Origin of the sequence: Ezakiella coagulans, assembly GCF_003096635.1 — a bacterium.
GTDB classification, from domain to species: domain Bacteria; phylum Bacillota; class Clostridia; order Tissierellales; family Peptoniphilaceae; genus Ezakiella; species Ezakiella coagulans.
In genome coordinates, this window is record NZ_QEKV01000003.1 from 89,977 (window position 1) to 108,327 (window position 18,351).

General features: G+C 37.8%; 16 protein-coding genes. All 16 read right to left on the minus strand.

The genetic code is table 11. The annotated features are described in order from the left end of the window. Positions 1 to 9: 9 nt before the first annotated feature. The 16 genes from C7381_RS03270 to C7381_RS03345 all read right to left on the minus strand — a co-directional run bounded on the left by C7381_RS03270 (position 10) and on the right by C7381_RS03345 (position 18,258). Positions 10 to 1,788, minus strand: a complete 1,779-nt coding sequence (locus tag C7381_RS03270; protein WP_116479873.1) for a M3 family oligoendopeptidase — start codon at positions 1,786 to 1,788, stop codon at positions 10 to 12. Then, the gene (asnB, locus tag C7381_RS03275; protein ID WP_116479874.1) at positions 1,782 to 3,629 is read right to left on the minus strand and encodes an asparagine synthase (glutamine-hydrolyzing); all 1,848 of its coding nucleotides are present in this window, start codon (positions 3,627 to 3,629) and stop codon (positions 1,782 to 1,784) included. The genes C7381_RS03270 and asnB overlap by 7 nt, the downstream gene beginning before the upstream one ends. Before the next feature lie 8 nt (positions 3,630 to 3,637). Continuing rightward, on the minus strand, positions 3,638 to 4,288 hold the full coding sequence (locus C7381_RS03280) for a hypothetical protein (protein WP_116479875.1): 651 nt from the start codon (positions 4,286 to 4,288) through the stop codon (positions 3,638 to 3,640). After that, the gene (locus tag C7381_RS03285) at positions 4,281 to 5,411 is read right to left on the minus strand and encodes an NAD(P)H-hydrate dehydratase (RefSeq protein ID WP_116479876.1); all 1,131 of its coding nucleotides are present in this window, start codon (positions 5,409 to 5,411) and stop codon (positions 4,281 to 4,283) included. The genes C7381_RS03280 and C7381_RS03285 overlap by 8 nt, the downstream gene beginning before the upstream one ends. After that, on the minus strand, positions 5,411 to 5,992 hold the full coding sequence (gene pyrE / locus C7381_RS03290) for an orotate phosphoribosyltransferase (RefSeq protein WP_116479877.1): 582 nt from the start codon (positions 5,990 to 5,992) through the stop codon (positions 5,411 to 5,413). The genes C7381_RS03285 and pyrE overlap by 1 nt, the downstream gene beginning before the upstream one ends. Positions 5,993 to 5,994: 2 nt before the next feature. Beyond that, complete coding sequence (locus tag C7381_RS03295; protein ID WP_116479878.1) at positions 5,995 to 6,906, minus strand: dihydroorotate dehydrogenase; 912 nt, start codon at positions 6,904 to 6,906, stop codon at positions 5,995 to 5,997. Next, complete coding sequence (locus tag C7381_RS03300) at positions 6,899 to 7,624, minus strand: dihydroorotate dehydrogenase electron transfer subunit (RefSeq protein ID WP_116479879.1); 726 nt, start codon at positions 7,622 to 7,624, stop codon at positions 6,899 to 6,901. The genes C7381_RS03295 and C7381_RS03300 overlap by 8 nt, the downstream gene beginning before the upstream one ends. Then, the gene (gene pyrF / locus C7381_RS03305; protein WP_116479880.1) at positions 7,611 to 8,459 is read right to left on the minus strand and encodes an orotidine-5'-phosphate decarboxylase; all 849 of its coding nucleotides are present in this window, start codon (positions 8,457 to 8,459) and stop codon (positions 7,611 to 7,613) included. The genes C7381_RS03300 and pyrF overlap by 14 nt, the downstream gene beginning before the upstream one ends. Continuing rightward, positions 8,446 to 8,883 (minus strand): aspartate carbamoyltransferase regulatory subunit, encoded by a 438-nt coding sequence (locus C7381_RS03310; protein WP_116479881.1) that lies wholly within the window; start codon positions 8,881 to 8,883, stop codon positions 8,446 to 8,448. The genes pyrF and C7381_RS03310 overlap by 14 nt, the downstream gene beginning before the upstream one ends. Continuing rightward, the gene (gene pyrB, locus C7381_RS03315; RefSeq protein ID WP_034546110.1) at positions 8,876 to 9,808 is read right to left on the minus strand and encodes an aspartate carbamoyltransferase; all 933 of its coding nucleotides are present in this window, start codon (positions 9,806 to 9,808) and stop codon (positions 8,876 to 8,878) included. The genes C7381_RS03310 and pyrB overlap by 8 nt, the downstream gene beginning before the upstream one ends. A 166-nt stretch (positions 9,809 to 9,974) precedes the next feature. After that, complete coding sequence (locus C7381_RS03320) at positions 9,975 to 10,400, minus strand: deoxycytidylate deaminase (RefSeq protein WP_034546113.1); 426 nt, start codon at positions 10,398 to 10,400, stop codon at positions 9,975 to 9,977. Then, positions 10,401 to 10,898, minus strand: a complete 498-nt coding sequence (locus C7381_RS03325; protein WP_116479882.1) for an NADPH-dependent FMN reductase — start codon at positions 10,896 to 10,898, stop codon at positions 10,401 to 10,403. Beyond that, a complete protein-coding gene (gene pyk, locus C7381_RS03330) occupies positions 10,891 to 12,642 on the minus strand; it encodes a pyruvate kinase (RefSeq protein WP_116479883.1) in 1,752 nt (583 codons plus the stop codon). The genes C7381_RS03325 and pyk overlap by 8 nt, the downstream gene beginning before the upstream one ends. A gap of 15 nt (positions 12,643 to 12,657) precedes the next feature. Next, positions 12,658 to 13,617 carry a 6-phosphofructokinase gene (pfkA, locus tag C7381_RS03335; RefSeq protein WP_116479884.1) on the minus strand — a complete coding sequence of 320 codons (960 nt, stop codon included), beginning with the start codon at positions 13,615 to 13,617 and terminating at the stop codon, positions 12,658 to 12,660. Between the two features lie 2 nt (positions 13,618 to 13,619). Beyond that, the gene (locus tag C7381_RS03340) at positions 13,620 to 17,036 is read right to left on the minus strand and encodes a DNA polymerase III subunit alpha (RefSeq protein WP_116479885.1); all 3,417 of its coding nucleotides are present in this window, start codon (positions 17,034 to 17,036) and stop codon (positions 13,620 to 13,622) included. Between the two features lie 13 nt (positions 17,037 to 17,049). After that, positions 17,050 to 18,258: a hemolysin family protein gene (locus C7381_RS03345; protein ID WP_034546122.1), complete on the minus strand. Its 1,209-nt coding sequence runs from the start codon at positions 18,256 to 18,258 to the stop codon at positions 17,050 to 17,052. Positions 18,259 to 18,351: the final 93 nt, after the last annotated feature.

The window sequence follows — 18,351 nt, forward strand, 5'->3', positions numbered from 1 at the left end:
TTTAAAACATTATTTTGAAATTTCATCAATAATTTCGCCAATATATTGTATTGTATCTTTAAGTGCTTTACCGCCTTCAATTTGTACTCCAAGTTTTTTCGCCCAATCTTCAGGTGAAAGCTTACCGCCCGTCTTCATTGTTTCTTTGTAATTTTCAATAATTGCTTCTTTTTCACTTTCAGTACTCGTTTGAAGTTTTCTGAAAAGTTCAGTTCCAATTGAAAGTCCAGCTTGATATGTGAACGGATAAAGTCCCATAAAGTAATGCGGTTGACGCATCCAAGTTAGTTCACTTCCCGGGAGAATTTCAACATCGTCGCCCCAAAATTCTTCGAGAGTATTTCTAAAGATTTCATTGAGCTTGTCAGCGTTTATATTTTCACCCTTGTCGATTCTTCTGTAGACTTCCCTTTGATAAATCGCTTCAATTCCATGCGTTACAAAGTTGTGGTAATATGTTCTTTCAATCATTTGAACTCTTACCCACTTCTTAAACTCTTCATCATCCGTACTGTTGATCAAATAATTTGCAAGAAGCATCTCATTGCATGTGGATGGCATTTCGCTTATATACATTGAACTTTCCATGTTAATAATTGAATTGTCCATAGACGAATAGCGTCCGTGTCCCGCGTGACCAAGTTCGTGAGCAAGCACAAACACGTCTTCCATCTTACCCATCCAACTAATCAAAACATATGAATGGAGTTTATAATATGAGTCACAGAAAGCACCTGTAGATTTTCCTTCATTTTGTGCAAAGTCAATCCACTTGTTTTCAATGTGTTTTATAGTTTCATTCACATAGTCTTTCCCGAAAATTGCAAGTCCTTTCCTCAAATAATCCTTGCTATCCTCAATTGAGATATCCTTTTCAAACTCAGGCATTAACGGAGCTTTAAGATCCGCATATGTCATCTTGTCAAGACCATATTTTTCCTTTACAAGTTTTGCATATTTTCTCATATGTTTAGGAAGTTCTCTTTTAAGTGTATCGATATGGTCTTCATAAACTTCACGTCTGATGTCTTGAAGATCTAAAAGATAGTCAAAGACACTTTCAAACCCATAGATTTCGCTTAGAGCTTTTTCTGCTTTAAGCTGCGTGTTGTAGTTTAAAGCGAGAGTCGTTTGATATTTTCTCATAACACTCACAAATTCTTCAAAAGATTTTCTTCTGAGTTCAGTGTTTGATGAACCCTCATACTTATCTTCATAAAGACCGAAAGTCATCGGCACTTCCTTGTCGAGTTTCAAGCTGTTAAATCTTACATCTCCTGCAATCGCACCTTCCCATATTCCATAAGGAGCGTTAAAAACAGGATTTAACTTTGTAAGAGCGTCTACAACAGCAAAAGTAGGCTTGTGTGCTTTATCTTTTTTAAGTCTTCTTAAATAAACGAGTGCAAAATCAAGCTTTTCAAGTGCTTCATCCAAAACATCGTCAGGAAGCTCCATTATTTCATCGTCCAAAAATGACATGTTTGATGAAGAAACTGTGTCTGCTTTATCATATTCTTCCAAATAGTCATAAGCCTTTGTGTTTGTACCATCTTCTGAAAAATAAAGACTTGCAAAACCTCCGACAAGTCTATCAACTTCCAGATATTTTTCATAGAGTTTCAAAACTTCTTCGAGCGATTTTAAATCTTTGATTTTACCCTTAAAGTCAGAAATATTTTTTGAAAGCGAAACTTTTTCTTCAAGTTTCTTTTCAAAATCCTCATCGTCTTTTACGAGATCGGTTAGATCCCATTTTAATTTGTCATCAACATCTTTTCTTAACATATTCCCCTCCTGTTAATATATAAATCGTACCAAACCAAAAATACATAGTATGAATAAAGTCTTCTGTGGTTTCTTTTAACGCCGTCCTTGTGCTCCTTGAGCATATCAAGAACTACACTTCTGTCGAAAAAGTCATCACATAGTTCACTTGAAAGCACTTCATAGAATTTATTATAGAAATTGTCTTCCCTCAAAAAATCTCTGAACGGAACAGGAAATCCCTTCTTAGGTCTCTTGTACCATTCTTCAGGAAGCACTTCTTTTGCAGCTTCTCTCAGTGCATATTTCGTGATATTTCCTCTAACTTTCAAATCACTCGAAAGTCTTCTTGCAACACTCCAAACTTCAAGGTCTAGAAATGGGACCCTTAGTTCAAGGCTGTGAGCCATACTCATCCTATCGCCCTTTAAAAGTATGTCATATTGCATGAAACTGTTTAAATCCACAAGTTGTTTTCCACTTAATTCATCAACATTTTTGAAAAATTTCGACGTAAATTGCCTTGCGTCCGTTCCGTTCTTATATCTATTACTTAATATGTCTCTAATTTCTGATGGCGAACTTATATTCGCTTCTCCGACAAACAAGTCCTTTGGCTCGAGTGCACCTTTTTCCATGCGTCTTTTTATACCGGAACTTGGCAAAATTTTCGAAACACCTTTCAAACCTTTTCTCAAATTTTTCGGGAGTTTTAAATATTTCTCAATAGCACTGTCTTCACGATAAAGCTCATAACCCCCAAAAAATTCATCAGCCCCCTCCCCGCTCAAAACAACAGTTGCATTTTCTCGTGCAAGTTTTGATAGAAAATATAGAGGAATGCTCGATAAATTCGCCTGTGGTTCATCAAGATGATAAATTATATCGTCCAAGTTTTCAAAAACTTCATTTTTATCAATTATAAGTCGATTGAGTTTAACTCCCAAGATCTCGCAAAGTTTCTTTGCAAGTCCACTTTCATCAAACTTTCCTTCTTCTTCGCTAAATCCGACACTAAAACTCATCTCAGGTTTTGTTAATGCCGTTATATAGCTCGAGTCGATACCTCCCGACAAAAATGTTCCGACCTTTACATCAGCATTTTTATGAAGCTCTACACTATTGTGAACCGCTTTTCTGATCATATAAATAGCATCGTCAAGATTTGTAATCTTGTCGTTTGACATTTGAAATTTGAAATATTCCCCTGTTATCGGATAGAGCGACTCCTCAATATTTGAAATTTCCAAATAATATCCGTTTTTAAGACGTTTAACTCCATCTATCATAGTATCTTCCCCACAAACATGTTGCAGTTCAAGATATGAAAAAAGTGAATTATTATTAAGTCTCGGTGAGAAAAATTTATTTGAAATTAGTGCCTTTAGTTCTGAGCCGAAAATAAATTCTCCTTTATCATTAAATCCATAATACAGTGGTTTAATTCCAAAATGATCACGTGCCATAAAAACTTTATTCTTATGGAAAATCGCAAATGCAAACATCCCTCTGAGTTTTGAAAGGATACTCTTTCCGTATTTTAAATAGCCTTTTAAAATGACTTCAGTGTCTGAGGTCGTTTTAAACTTAACACCGTTTCCTTGAAGGTCCTGTCTTAATTCTTTGTAGTTGTACACTTCACCGTTAAAAACAATAACCGCTCCTGTTTCTTCATCAATCATCGGTTGGTTGCTTCTAGGGTCCAAATCAATTATTTGAAGTCTAGCAAAACCCAAATGAAGATTCTCGTTTTCATAAAACGAAAGATTGTCGGGTCCTCTGTGACGAATGCTGTCGAGCATCGATCTGATTGAATCGTCATTGTATTCTTTTTTACTGATTATACCTGTAAATCCACACATATTAGCCTCTATTTCACATTTTCTAAAATTATTTCTTTAGCCATTCTAATAACTTCTCTATAAATTTCCGAGCCTTCTTCCATATTCAGCTTGGAAAGTGCTTTAATTCCATCCGGCTCATTTCCTTGGAACCTCAAAATCTTTACAGTTTTAAAAAGCGGTCCGCCTTTTTCATAATCTTCCGTAAAAACCTTATCGTACAAAATATTTGCTTCTTCATCTTCATTTATTTTATAAAGAAGAAGCAATTTGTTTAAAACCGCATTTTTAAAATTTGCTCTATCAAAATCGTTAAGATTTAAAGCATCCAAATATTTTTTCCCATCGACATTATCGCCTTGAGTTATATAAGCCCCTGCGATATTTAACATAATCATATTTTTTATCGACGGTACTTTCGTTTCATTTAAGAGTTTTACTTGTTTACCTATAAAAATTTCTGCATCTTGGCTAAGTTTGTATTCATTCACATGAGATTTCATCGATGAGAAATCACGTTTTATTTTTCTTAAATCAATAAAGGACATTGCAAGAACAACTCCTCCAACCAGCATCCCACCTATTATAGGATCAACTGCTCTCTTCGTTAAATAACAGAAAAGAGTATAAATCGGAATTGTTATCAGCGAATATAAAATATATTTTTTGTAATTAAGCATAGTCTTCCTCCATAAAAACATATTTAAGTCCCTCGATAATATCGCTTGCAATCATTGCACGCTTTGAAATTTTTTGTGCCATAATGTCCGCAGACAGTCCGTGAAAATAAACTCCCAGCTTTCCGGCTCTATATGTGTCACAACCATTCGCAAGAAAAGCACCGATAATTCCAGTCAAAACATCACCCGTACCTGCCGTTGCAAGCCCGTTGTTGCCGGATTCATTTATATAATATTCTCCGTTTTTATTATAAACCAAGGAACCCTCTCCCTTTATTATAACATCACACGAGTATTTTTGCGATATCTCTTCTGCAGATTTTAATCTATTTTTCATAATATATGAAACATCTTTTGAAAGAAGTCGTGCCGCTTCCATAGGGTGCGGTGTGATTATAAGCTGGTTCATTCCGACATTTCCGAATTTTTTTAAATAATAAAGACCGTCGGCATCGAGAACTGTTCTTATATTTCTTTCGGCAATATAAGAAAATAATTTCTCCATATATTCTTCCGACGAATATCCAATTCCCGGACCTACTGCAAACGCGTCGATTGTACAGAAAAATAAAAGGTCTTCTCTACCCATAATTATTTCTTCATCAAGACATATCTCAAGTGAAGTTTTATTCTCTTCCTCCGAAAAAAGATATACATATCCTGCTCCAGCTCGCATTGCTGCCCTTGACGAAAGCTTTGCACATCCGATCATCCCTTTTTGACCCGCCACAATTCCAAGTCTTCCGAATGTCGCCTTGTTTGCATTTGAAGGCCTTGCCGGAAGCAATTTTAATATTTCTTTATCAACCATAATTTTACTATCTCCCGTAACACTTGCAACTGCATAATCTCCGTCGTGCGAAATTGACAATTCATATTTCTTCTTTTCAAAAATAATTGACGGCTTGCCCTTATCATCTTTTAAAATAATTGAATTTTCCAGAATGTTTTTATTTATACCGCTGCCCAAATGTTTTCCGAGAGCTTCTTTTGATGCAAAAATGCCCGCAAGAGTCTCTGGACTTTCCTCGCGGGTATTCAGCATATTTTGAACGAAGTCAAGACCTCGTCTTTCAATCAATTCAATTATTCTATTTATCCTAACAATATCAATTCCTGACATTATTTTTTAAGAAACCTGCTTCCAGGTTGTACCATAGGCACATTTTCTTTGCAAAGTGGGCAGTCTTCCGGTTCATAAATATCAGCTTCGAGTTTTATTGCAGCGAAAACAGGTAGCGGAGGAGTTTGTTTTGTTCTGTCGACAATTGCACCGATTCCAAGGACTTCTCCACCTTGTTCTTCGATAACTTCAGCTGTTTCAAGTGATGATTTTCCGGTTGTTACAACGTCTTCACAAATCAAAACTTTTTCGCCTTTTTCAATTTTAAATCCTCTTCTAAGACACATCTTGCCTTCTTTTCTTTCAGCAAAAATAGATCTTACTCCGAGAGCTCTCGCAAGTTCGTATCCAATAATAATTCCGCCCATTGCAGGACCTACAACAACATCCGGATGAATATTGTTTTGTTCAAGCTTTTCTTTTATTGCATGAGCAATTTTTTCAGCATCTTCAGTATACTCAGTTGCCAATGCACATTGAACATAAACATTCGAGTGCTTGCCGCTTGAAAGCCCAAAATGTCCGTGAAGTAATGCTTCTCTCTTTTTTAATAATTCTACAATTTCAGATTCTCTAGTCATTTTTACCTCCAAATACAGCCTCTAATTTCTTCAATGTTTTTATCTATTTCTTTTTCCGCATATTTTTCCAAACCTTCTACAACATTTATCGCAGTCGTAGGATTATACAAATTTGCAGACCCTATTTCAACCAAAGTTGCACCTGCCATAATAAATTCAAGCGCATCCTTGTAATTTTCAATTCCGCCGATTCCAATAACCGGAATATTTACATTCTTCGAAACTTCATAAACCATTCTTAGTGCAATAGGTTTTATTGCAGGACCCGAAAGACCGGCGGTAACATTGTTGAAACGCGGCTTTCTTGTTCTTACATCAATTGCAAGTGCATTGAAAGTGTTTACAAGTGAAACACCGTCAGCACCGATTTCTTCCATAGTTTTTGCCAATGCGACAATATTTTCAGCATTCGGTGAAAGTTTTATGATTAACGGTTTGTTCTTAACAGCTTCTCTAACTTTTGAAACGACCGTTCTTGCATCTTCGCATCTGATTCCAAAAGCCATTCCTCCTGTTTTTACATTCGGACATGAAATATTCAGTTCAATCGCATCTGCAATCGAATCATCGAGAAGTTTTGCTCCTTCTACATAATCTTCGATTGAGTTACCACCCATATTTGCGATAACATAGTCATTTACAGTTTTCATCTTTGGAAGTTCGACTTCGATATAATGCTTAACTCCTGGATTTTCAAGACCAATTGAGTTCATCAATCCCGAAGCGGTTTCCCAAACTCTTTGTCCCTCATTTCCTCTTTTCGGGTTTAGAGTTAAACCTTTTCCAATGATTCCGCCAAGCCTTTTTACTTCAAAAAACTGCTCGAAAACATCTCCGAATCCGAAAGTTCCGCTTGCCGTTAAAACCGGATTTTTTAATTTTGTTCCAAGGAACATAGTCTCTAATTTATTCATTGAAAATCAACTCCTTAGCTGAAAATACAGGACCGGCTTTACAAATTCCCTTGCGACCGCCAATCGTATCGCAAAGACAGCTCATGCATGCTCCGAATCCGCAACCCATATATGCTTCAAGGCTCACTTGCATATCTGCATCCGGGCATTTTTTAACTGTAGCTTTAACCATCGGCATCGGCCCACAGACATAAGTCATTTCATATTTTTCTGCATCCAGTAAATCGAGTGCATAACCTTTGTGTCCAACACTTCCGTCTTCCGTTGCGATATAAATATTGTCCACATAGTCTTTAAATTCTTCAGTATAATAGCTTCCGCTTCTGTAGCCGACATATAAATCCGGTTTTACAGAAAGTTTTTTTGCAAGATATAAAAGCGGTGCGATTCCTGCGGTCCCTGCAAGCAAAGCACATTTTCCTTCCACAGGTTTAAAACCGTTTCCGAGAGGTCCCATCATTAAAATTTCGTCTCCCGGTCTTTTTTTAGAAAAAAGTTCCGTTCCTTTTCCCATAATTTGAATTAAAAAATATAATTTTCCGTCTTTATAGTCTGAAACCGAGATTGGACGACCCATCATCGGATCTGTTGTGTTCGGTTCTCTAAGCATAAAAAACTGACCAGGTTCGACTGTGACATCTGCCTCAATTGCCATGACAAAAATTTCATCGTTTAAATGTCTGATTTCACTGATTTTGTATGAATTATAACCCGACATTAAAATCCCTCCTCATTTTCAAAACAGCTTCGCGGGTTGCTTCTTCAAAATCCTTGTCCGATTTTTCAAATGCTCTGATAATTCCTCTTGAAGAATTTACAACTCCTCCGTTGCCGTCCTTAAGTAAACTCATTGCGTCTGCGGCTCCACCGCCTTGTGCACCGTAGCCCGGAATCAAAAAGAATGTATCTGGGAAACATTCTCTGATAAATTCGGCTTCGCCTGATGCCTTGTTTGTCGCACCTATAACAAAACCGACTTTTCTGTATCCGCATTCTCCAACCGTATTTCCCGTCATCTTTTGAATTTTACCGCCGACGATGCTGTAAAAAGGTTTGCCGTCAACATCAATTTCTTCAAAGTCGTGACTTCCTGGATTCGAGGTCTTTATAATAACAAAAAGTCCCTTGTCATTCTTTTCGACATATTCCAAATACGGCTCAATTGAATCAAGTCCCATATATGGACTCAATGTCATAATATCCCCTTCAAAATCTCCTGAGAAATATGCATCCGCATACCCCTTTGCAGTTGAAGAGATATCTCCCCTCTTTACATCGTTTATAATTATTATACCACATTTTCTTATATATTCGTTAGTGCTTTTTAATGCTCTCATACCTTCAATTCCAAGTGCCTCATAATATGCAGCTTGCGGTTTATAGCATGCGACCAAATCCTTTGTGGCGTCAATTATCATTTTGTTGTAGTTAAAAATTTTTTCGTAGATTGGCTTATCTTCCAAACATTTCGGCATATGTAAAGGATTTGGGTCCAATCCTACGCAAATCGGGCCCCTTTCCTCCACGCTTTTAAATAATCTATTTATAGACATCTTTTTTACTCATCAAATGGTCGCAGTAATCGCAACGATATGTGCCTGTTTCCGGGTTAACAAGAGTGAAACTTTGTTTCATTCCTCTTTCCACACTTGTGATGCATCTTGGATTGTTGCATTCCAAAACGCCTTCAACGTGTTCAGGGAGTTTGAGATTTATCTTCTTTACAATTTTTTCGTCTTCAATCACGTTTATTGTAATTTCAGGGTCGATAAAACCGAGTGCCGATAAATCAATGTCTAAAACATTTTCGATTTTAATTATGTCTTTTCTTCCAAGTCTTCCGCTTTGTGCATTCATAATGAGCGCAACAGTAAAATCTGCATCTCTTAGTCCAAGATAATCAAATATTTTTAGACCGAGACCGGCGTGAATATGGTCGATAACTATTCCTCTTTTAATTGAATTTATACTAAGCATTCTTTTCTACCCCCAACAATTTCATAATAAGTGCCATTCTAACAAACATACCGTTCTTAACTTGTCTAAAATACCAAGCTCTTGGGTCATCATCAACTTCGTATGCGATTTCATTTACACGTGGTAGCGGATGGAGAACTGCAAGATCCGCTTTTGCATTTTTCAGTTTTTCTAAATCAAGTACGTATGAATCTTTCAAACGAACATAGTCTGCTTCATTGAAGAATCTTTCCTTTTGAACTCTAGTCATATATAAAACATCGAGTCTATCGATTACTTCTTCGAGTTTAATGTGTTCTTCATATTCCAAATTGTTAGCATCGAGCACAGTCGCTTTGAAATAATCAGGAACTTGAAGTTCTTCAGGCGAGATTAAAATGAATTTAATATTTTTGTGAATGCTCATTGCTTTGATTAGCGAGTGAACTGTTCTTCCGAATTTTAAGTCGCCGCAAAGACCGATTGTCAAATCGTCAAGTCTACCTTTGCTTTCTCTTATTGTAAACAAGTCTGTGAGAGTTTGAGTCGGGTGTTGATGTCCACCGTCTCCAGCATTGATTAGTGGAACATATGTGAATTCCGCAGCAAAATTCGGAGCACCTTCCTTTGGATGTCTCATTGTGATGATATCGGAATAAGAGCCGACTGTTCTTATTGTGTCTCTTAAAGATTCACCCTTCGCAACAGAAGATGAGCCCGGCTCCGAAAAACCAATAACTTCGCCGCCAAGTCTTAACATGGCTGCTTCAAATGAAAATCTGGTTCTCGTGCTGGGCTCATAAAATAGAGTTGCTAATAATTTGCCTTTACAAACGTCAAGGTAATCAACAGGGTTTTCTTTAATTTTTTTTGCCAAATCCATAACTTCGTCTAGCTCGGCCATACTGAAATTCGTAGGGTCGATATAATTTCTTCCTTTAAGCATAATACCTCCTCAAAACAAACAAAATTCTGTCTTTCAATTTAACTTTTCTATATATTTTACACGAACCAAAAAATTTTGTCAATAGAAAAATATAAAAAATTTTAAATAAAAAAATTTTTTTCATTATAAAAAATCGGAGCAGAAAATTCGCTCCGATAATAATATTTTAATTCGCAATTTTTATAACTTCAATATTGTTTCTGTTTAAAAGTTCAAGTGCATAATCGTCAATTCTGTAGCTATTTTCATAAACAATTCTAGTTATACCCGCTTGAATAAGACTCTTCGTGCAATTTAGACACGGAAAATGCGTAACATATGCCGTACAACCTTTGACCGAAATTCCTTCCTTTGCACAATATAAAAGTGCATTCATCTCGGCGTGAATAGTTGCAATGCAGTGTCCATCTCTCATTGTGTGACCGACATCGATGCAGTGAGGATTTCCGCTTACACTTCCGTTGTATCCGGTCGAAACAATTCTATGGTCCGAATTTACAAGAACACACCCGACAAATGCACGGTCACAAGTTGACCTTTCAGCAACTTTTCTTGTAATATCCATAAAATATTCATCCCAACTTTGTCTCATCTAAAGTCCCTCCGCAAAAGAAACAATTCTTTCGTCTGTTTGTTCATCCCAAGTGCCCGTTTCCATATTTATCGAAACAAACAAATCCTTCGGATAAAATTTCACTCCAAGCATTGCCAAAATTCCCTTTAAATCCTTTTGCATTCTTGCAGTTCCGATAAATGAAAGCGATGCTCCACAAACTGCTGCGGATTTTCCGATGATTGCCGGTTTATTGTCGCCATAAGGACGGCTCAGCCAATCGATTGCGTTTTTAAGGGTTCCCGGAACTGTGTAATTATATTCCGGACTTACAAAAACAATTCTGTCAGAAGAAACAACTTTTTCTCTTAAATCACTTACAACTTTTGGCGGGTTTGCTTCAAGGTCTTCGTTCATAAAAACCATATCATTTAAGCAAACTACTTCTCCGCCTGTCACTTCTTGCATTCTTTCTGCTAATTTTTTGTTGTAAGAATCTTTTCGTAGTGACCCGACAATATAAACAACTTTACTCATGTTCTATCACTCCCTTAAAAATTTCTCCTGTCTTAATGTCAACAGTTATAATATCCCCGGTCTTTATATTCTTTGTCGCATCGGCAACTCCAACTATTGTCGGCACTTTTAAATTAAGGCCGATTATAGCACCACTGCTTGTAAGGCCGCCCTCTTCGGTAACAATTGCACCCGCTCTTCCAACAAACGAAACCATATCCCTTTCCATACCGATTGTGACAATAATATCTCCATCTTTAAAATCACTCAATAATTCTTCAGCAGAATTTGCAATAACTGCTCTTGCTGTAACCTTTCCGGTTCCAATTCCCATTCCTTTTCCTAACATCTTTGACAATATCTCGACTTTAAGCATATTGGTTGAACCGCTTTTACCAACCGGTAACCCTGCTGTTAAAACAACGAGATCTCCTTCCTTTAATATATTTCCCATGCATTTATTTATGCCTTCTTCAAATATTTTGTCAGCATCCTTGCCTTCACTAACTAAAATTGGATAAACACCCCACTCAAGTGAAAGTTTTCTCAAAACTCTCTCACTTGGCGTTATTGCAATAATATCCGTCTTAGGTCTGAATTTTGAAATCGCTCTTGCGGTTCCGCCGCTTTTTGAGAGACTTATAATCGCACTCGCTCCCAAATTGTTAGCAATGTTAACGGCGCTGTTTGCAATCGAGTTTGTTATACTGACCATGTGTTTCTCAGCAATCATTCCTGAAACTCTCCTGTATTCCTCGCCATCTTCGGTCGAAATCGCAATTCTCGCCATCATATCGACCGATTTATCCGGATATTTTCCCGCAGCCGTCTCGCCCGAAAGCATTACTGCACTTGTTCCGTCGATTATCGCATTCGCAACGTCCATCACTTCCGCTCTCGTCGGTCTCGGATTCCTTATCATCGAGTCGAGCATCTGCGTCGCAGTGATTGAGATTTTTCCGGCTTCGTTACACTTTTTTATGAGTTCTTTTTGAACATGCGGGATTTCTTCCGGATTTATCTCGACTCCAAGGTCTCCCCTCGCAATCATTATCCCGTCTGAAACTTCGAGAATCGCATCCATATTGTGAACGCCTTCCCTGTTTTCGATTTTAGAAATCACTCCGATTTTATAGCCGTCGTTCTCCTCAAGAATCCTCCTTATGGAAAGCACGTCTTCCCTCGTCCTAATAAAACTTGCTGCAATATAGTCGACATCGTTCTTTATTCCGAAAATTATGTCACTTATGTCGCCAGGTGTGAGTGCCGGAAGTTTCACCTTCGCGTCCGGAATATTAACACCTTTTCTGTCGGAAAGTTCCCCGCTGTTTACGGCGACCATGTGCACATTTTTTTCATCTTTATCTACAATATTAAATTCGACAAGCCCGTCATCAATCAAAACTCGACCGCCGACAACTACATCATTTGAAATGTCTTTATATGAAACCGAAACTTTAGTATCATCTCCATAAATATCTTCCGTTGTAAGTGTAAAATTTTGACCTTGTTCAATATTTATCTTGCCGTTTTTAAAAGTTCCGATTCTTATTTCCGGACCCTTTGTATCAAGCATTATTGCAATGGGAACATTTAATTTTTCTCGAACTTTTTTAATCCTATCGATTCTAAGTTGATGCTCCTCGTGTGTTCCATGAGAAAAATTAAGTCTCATAACATTCACACCAAGATTTATAAGCCTCTCAAGCATTTCCTCCGAATCCGAAGCCGGACCTATTGTTGCAACAATTTTTGTTTTTTTCAAAATACCCCTCCTGTTTTAAATGGACAATATCCTTGCGATGTCAAGCATCTTTGAGTTAAAAATCTTCTCCTTTGAAAGTGCATCTTCAATATCTGATTTAAATATTTCATTTGCCTTCATCCCAAGTGAAAGTCCCGACTCCCCGTCTTTTAAAAGCACAACAGCCTCATATCCCATTCTGCTTCCCAAAATTCTATCAAAAACTGTCGGAGTGCCTCCTCGTTGAACGTGACCCAAAACGGTGACTCTAGTTTCGATTCCCGTACGCTCCTCGAAAACATCTCTAAGCCTATAAGTGTCGGTCGAACCTTCAGCAACAACAATAATATGGTGCCTTTTTCCACGTTTTATTCCGCTTATCGCCTTTGAAACAAGTTCATCGATATTAACAAGTTCTTCCGGAACGAAAATCGTTTCCGCTCCCCCGGCAAGACCCGAATAAAGTGCAATATCTCCACAGTTTCTTCCCATAACTTCGACAATATTCGCCCTGCCATGCGCCGATGAAGTATCTCTCAACCTGCTTATCGCGTCCGCAACAGTTTCAAGTGCCGTCATAAATCCAATCGTGTAATCAGTATAGCCCAAATCGTTGTCGATAGTTGCAGGAATCGAAATTGTCTTAACTCCAAGTTTATGAAGAGATAAAGCCCCCCTCATACTACCGTCACCACCGATTACAACTACGCCTTCAATACCGTTTTTCCTGAGCGATTCAAGTGCTTTTTGTTTCCCTTCGTCCGTCATAAATTCATCCGATCTTGCAGTGCCTAAAATTGTACCGCCTCTGTGAATTATATCAGCTACACTCGAGAGCTCCATCTTAAAAATATCACCGTTTATGAGACCGTTGTAGCCCATCTTCACGCCATATATCTCTATATTGTTATAAATAGCCGTTCTTACAACAGCTCTTATCGCGGCATTCATGCCCGGAGCATCGCCGCCGCTTGTTAAAATTGCAATTCTTTTCATATTTATTCTGCGACCTTTACATTCGCCTCTCCCAATATTTTCTTTAAACTTTCGAGATTTTCCTGCGTAGCATTTAAATTCGATGCCTCAGGAAAAACTCCGCTCTCGCCTGTTTCTTCAAAATAGAAAACCGCTTCTGACGTTCCCGGATTCCTTCTTATAAAATCCTTCGCCGTGTCGAGAATAGTGTCTCCACACCCTTTTATTACCCTTATATAAACCTTGTCAATCAATGACAAAGGCTCGATATCGTTCACAATTATATTCGGCTCTCTCACATCGCTGTAATTTATAGTTCCGCGAATCACAATCTTCGCACCTGTTCTTATATATCTTTGAAGTTTTGCATACTGTGATGGAAAAACAACCGCTTCAATAAGCCCCGTTAAATCTTCAAAACTTATAATCGCCATCTTTTCATTCTTTTTTGTTAGTGTAAATCTACATTCCTTTATAAAACCTGCAAGAGTTACCCTTGAAAACTTCATCGGCACGCCGTTTGAAAGATAATCCTCATAGCTTTCAAAAATATCGTTTCTCGTCGTCGAAGCAACTTTTTTAATCACATCTTCATATTGTCTGAGCGGATGACTTGAAACATAAACTCCGAGCACTTCTCTTTCTTTTGCAAGCAGCTCGTCGTCGTCAAATTCCTCGTAGTGTGCGGTTTGTTCTTTCGCACTTCCCGCTCCTCCGAACATTGAAAACTGTCCCTCGATATTCGATTTTCTTTCAAGCGAAAGTGAAGATAAAATGCCCTCATATGTGTTTAGTGCTGTGCGTCTGTTTATTCCAAGCGCATCAAAAGCCCCTGAATATACCAAAGATTCGATTGAACGCTTGTTTAAAGCTGTTTTATCAATCGAATAAACTCTGTCAAACATCTCTTTCATACTTTCGAATTTGCCTTTTTCGCGCGCTGTCATAATCGCACGCACCGTATTTACTCCGAGACCTTTAACTCCTTTAAGTCCAAATCTAACTCCGTCGCCTTCAGTTTTAAATGCCCAGTTTGACTCATTCACAGACGGTTTTAAAATCGTCACTCCGAATTTTCTCGCTTCGTCGACATAAAGTTGCATCTTCGATTGATCTCCTGCAATCGAAGTTAAAATACTTGCAAAAAATTCTTTCGGATAGTGCACCTTGAGCCACGCAGTTCTCCATGCGTCAAGACTGTAAACCGCCGAGTGTGATTTATTAAACGCATATTTTGCAAAGTCTATCATATCGTCATATATGCCGTTTGCAAGTTCGGCACTGAAACCTTTTTTAATTGCGCCGTCGACAAAAATAGGACGTTCTCTTTCCATGACATCCATTTTCTTTTTACTCATCGCACGTCTTATATTGTCAGCCTGTCCAAGCGTGTAGCCTCCAACTTTTTCAACAATTGCCATAACCTGTTCTTGGAAAACGATGACACCATAAGTGTCCTTCAAAATTTCTTCCAAAATCGGATGTCCGTAGTTTACTTTTTCCTCGCCATTTTTTCTCCTGCAAAAATCCGGAATTGAGTTCATCGGTCCCGGTCTAAAAAGCGAGTTTGCCGCAATCAAATCTTCAAATCTCTCGACTTTAAGTTCTTTCAAAAAGTTTCGCATTCCCGGCGATTCAAATTGAAAAACACCTATTGTGTCAACATCTCTGAAAAGTTTGATTGTTTCAGGATCCGTCAATGCCATATCTTTGAAAGTGACTTCTTTGTTGTAGTTTTCTTGAATCATCTTTATTGCATCATCGATAACAGTTAGCGTTCTAAGCCCCAAAAAGTCCATCTTTAATAGACCCAGTTCTTCAAGAGTTGTCATGTCGAACTGCGTGACCAAAATATCTGATGCGATTGCAAGCGGTGCATATTCAACGAGCGGATTTTTTGAAATAACAACTCCCGCTGCATGAGTAGAAATATGTCTTACATGTCCTTCAATACGCTTACTGAAATTTATAAGTTTTTTTACATCTTCGTTTGTTTCATAAAATTCTTTAAGCTCCGGATTTTGCTCCAACGCTTTGTCGATTGTCATATCTAGAGCAAACGGCACCATCTTTGCAACCCTGTCGACAAAGTTATAATTTAGACCGAGTACACGACCTACATCTCGAATCGCACCTTTCGCCTGCATAGTTCCGAAAGTTGCAATTTGAGCGACTTGGTTTTCGCCATATTTTTCCCTGACATATTCTATGACCTCGCCCCGCCTTTCGTAGCAAAAGTCGATGTCGATATCCGGCATTGTGACCCTTTCCGGATTTAAAAATCTTTCGAAATATAAATCGTATTTTAATGGGTCCATGTCGACGATGCCGAGTGCATAACATACAATTGAGCCGACGCTCGAACCACGTCCAGGGCCTACAGGAATCCCCTTCTTTTGTGCAAACAAAATAAAATCCTGCACAATAAGGAAATAGTCGACAAATCCCATGCTCTTTATAATCCCCAGTTCATGCTCCATTCTCTCAAGAACCTGTTCCGGAATTTTTCCGTCAACTCCGTATCTTTCCATCAAACCTTCAAGCGTCACTCTCTTCAAATATTCAAAGTGATCTTCACCGTTCGGCACTTCGAAATTCGGCAAATGATAGTGACCGAATTCAAATTCGACATTGCACTTTTCCGCGACTTCTTCAGTGTTTGAAATAGCTTCCGGAATGTCCACAAATCTTTCAGCCATTTCTTCTTCACTTTTAAAATAAAACTCGTCGGATTCAAACTTCATCCTGTCCTCATCCTGTAAAGTCTTTCCTGTCGCAATCGCCATAAGTATTTCCTGAATCATGGCATCTTCTTTGTTTAAATAGTGACAGTCGTTAGTTGCGACAATTTTTGTCCCGGTGTTCTTCGAAAGCTCCTTAAAAAAATTCTTAACAAGTGTTTCATCTTGAATACCGTGGTTTTGAATTTCAAGATAAAAATCATCTCCAAATGTTTCTTTGTAAAATTCAAACGCTTCTCTTGCACCCTTCAAATCCCGATTCAAATATTTTCTTTGAATCTCACCGCTAAGACATGCCGAAAGTGCAATAAGCCCTTCGTTGTGCTCTTTCAAAAACTCGCGGCTGATTCTCGGTTTGTAATAAAAACCGTTTTGCCAGCTTTCTGTTGAAATTTTAAAAAGATTTTTAAGCCCGTCATTATTTTTGCATAACAAAATAAGGTGATAGTACTCCTTGTCCTCAGGAGTTTTGCTTTTGTGATCACCTTTAGATATATAAATCTCTGAACCTATTATAGGCTTGATTCCCTCTTTTTTCAGTGCTTTGTAAAAATTAACCGCGCCAAACATGTTGCCGTGATCGGTTATAGCAACTGATTTCATATTCAGTTCTTTCGCCCTTTTAACCAAATCCTCTATTTTTATCTCGCCGTCAAGAAGTGAGTACTCGGTGTGAAGATGCAAGTGAGTAAAAGCCATAGTTGCCCCTTTTCTATTGTTCTTTTCTGATTCTTATACGTGAAATTGTACAGCCCTCAGCTCTTTCAATAACAAACTCGTATCCGTCGGCAAAATATACCTCGCCGCGTTTTGGAAATTTCCCGGCAAGACCTATAACAAAACCGCCGATTGATTCATAGTCATCACTTGTAAAATTCGTTCCGAGTGCATCGTTCACATCTTCAAGGTCCATATCACCTTTAACTGAATACTGTCCCTTTGAAATGCGTCGCACCGGTGTGCTCACTTCATCATATTCATCATCGATGTCGCCCACAATTTCTTCAACGATGTCTTCAATAGTGACAAGTCCGGAAGTTCCACCGTATTCGTCAACCAAAATTGCAATAGTACTTTTGTGTTTTTTTAAATCTGTCAAAAGCTTGTAGCTTGAATTTGATTCAAACTGAAAATATGCCGGTCTCAAAATACTCTTTAAATTAAATGATTCCTTTTTTTGTCCAACCAAATCTTTAACATACAAAAGCCCGACAATGTCGTCTATATTTTCTCCGACAACCGGCAATCTCGAAAAGTGTGTATCCTTAACCATATTTAATAGGTCGTCGTAAGTAATATCAATCGGAACTGCGACAATCGAAGTTCTCGGTGTCATAATATCGCTTGCTTTTGAATCGGTTAAATCGAAAACATTTTCAATCATATCTTTTTCCGAAGATTCAACAATGCCCTCTTCGTGTCCTTCATTTAAAATTCCGATTAAATCGTCTTCTGTTATCTTCTCACCTTCGTCTTCTTTCAAGAAAAGCTTTGTGAGTGCAGTAAAAAATATATTTATAGGCGTTAAAATCACAACGAAAAATTTTATGATAGGTGCAACAAAAAGGCCATAGTTCAATGCATTATTTCCAGCTAATGTTTTCGGAAGAATTTCTCCAAAAATGAGTAGAGTCACCGTCATAACAATAGTGGAATAAGTCACACCTCTTCCGCCGAATTTCGAAACAAAGTAAAGTGTTGAAATACTCGGTGCAATAATATTTACTATATTGTTTCCAATCAAAATTGCAGAAATCGTCTTTGCGGAATTTTCAATCAAATCATTGAAAATTATAGCATTTTTATTCCCTTCATCTATGTATTTTCTAAGCTTATATGATTTAGTTGAAGTTACAGCCGTTTCCGATGAAGAAAAAAATGCGCTGAACATAATTAAAAAAACAATAAAAATCAGTTCCATAAATACTCCTTTAAATAAAAGTAAACCCTTTACTAAATTATATTATAAATCATGCTTATTTTCAAGTGCGATAACTTGAACATTTCGCCGTTT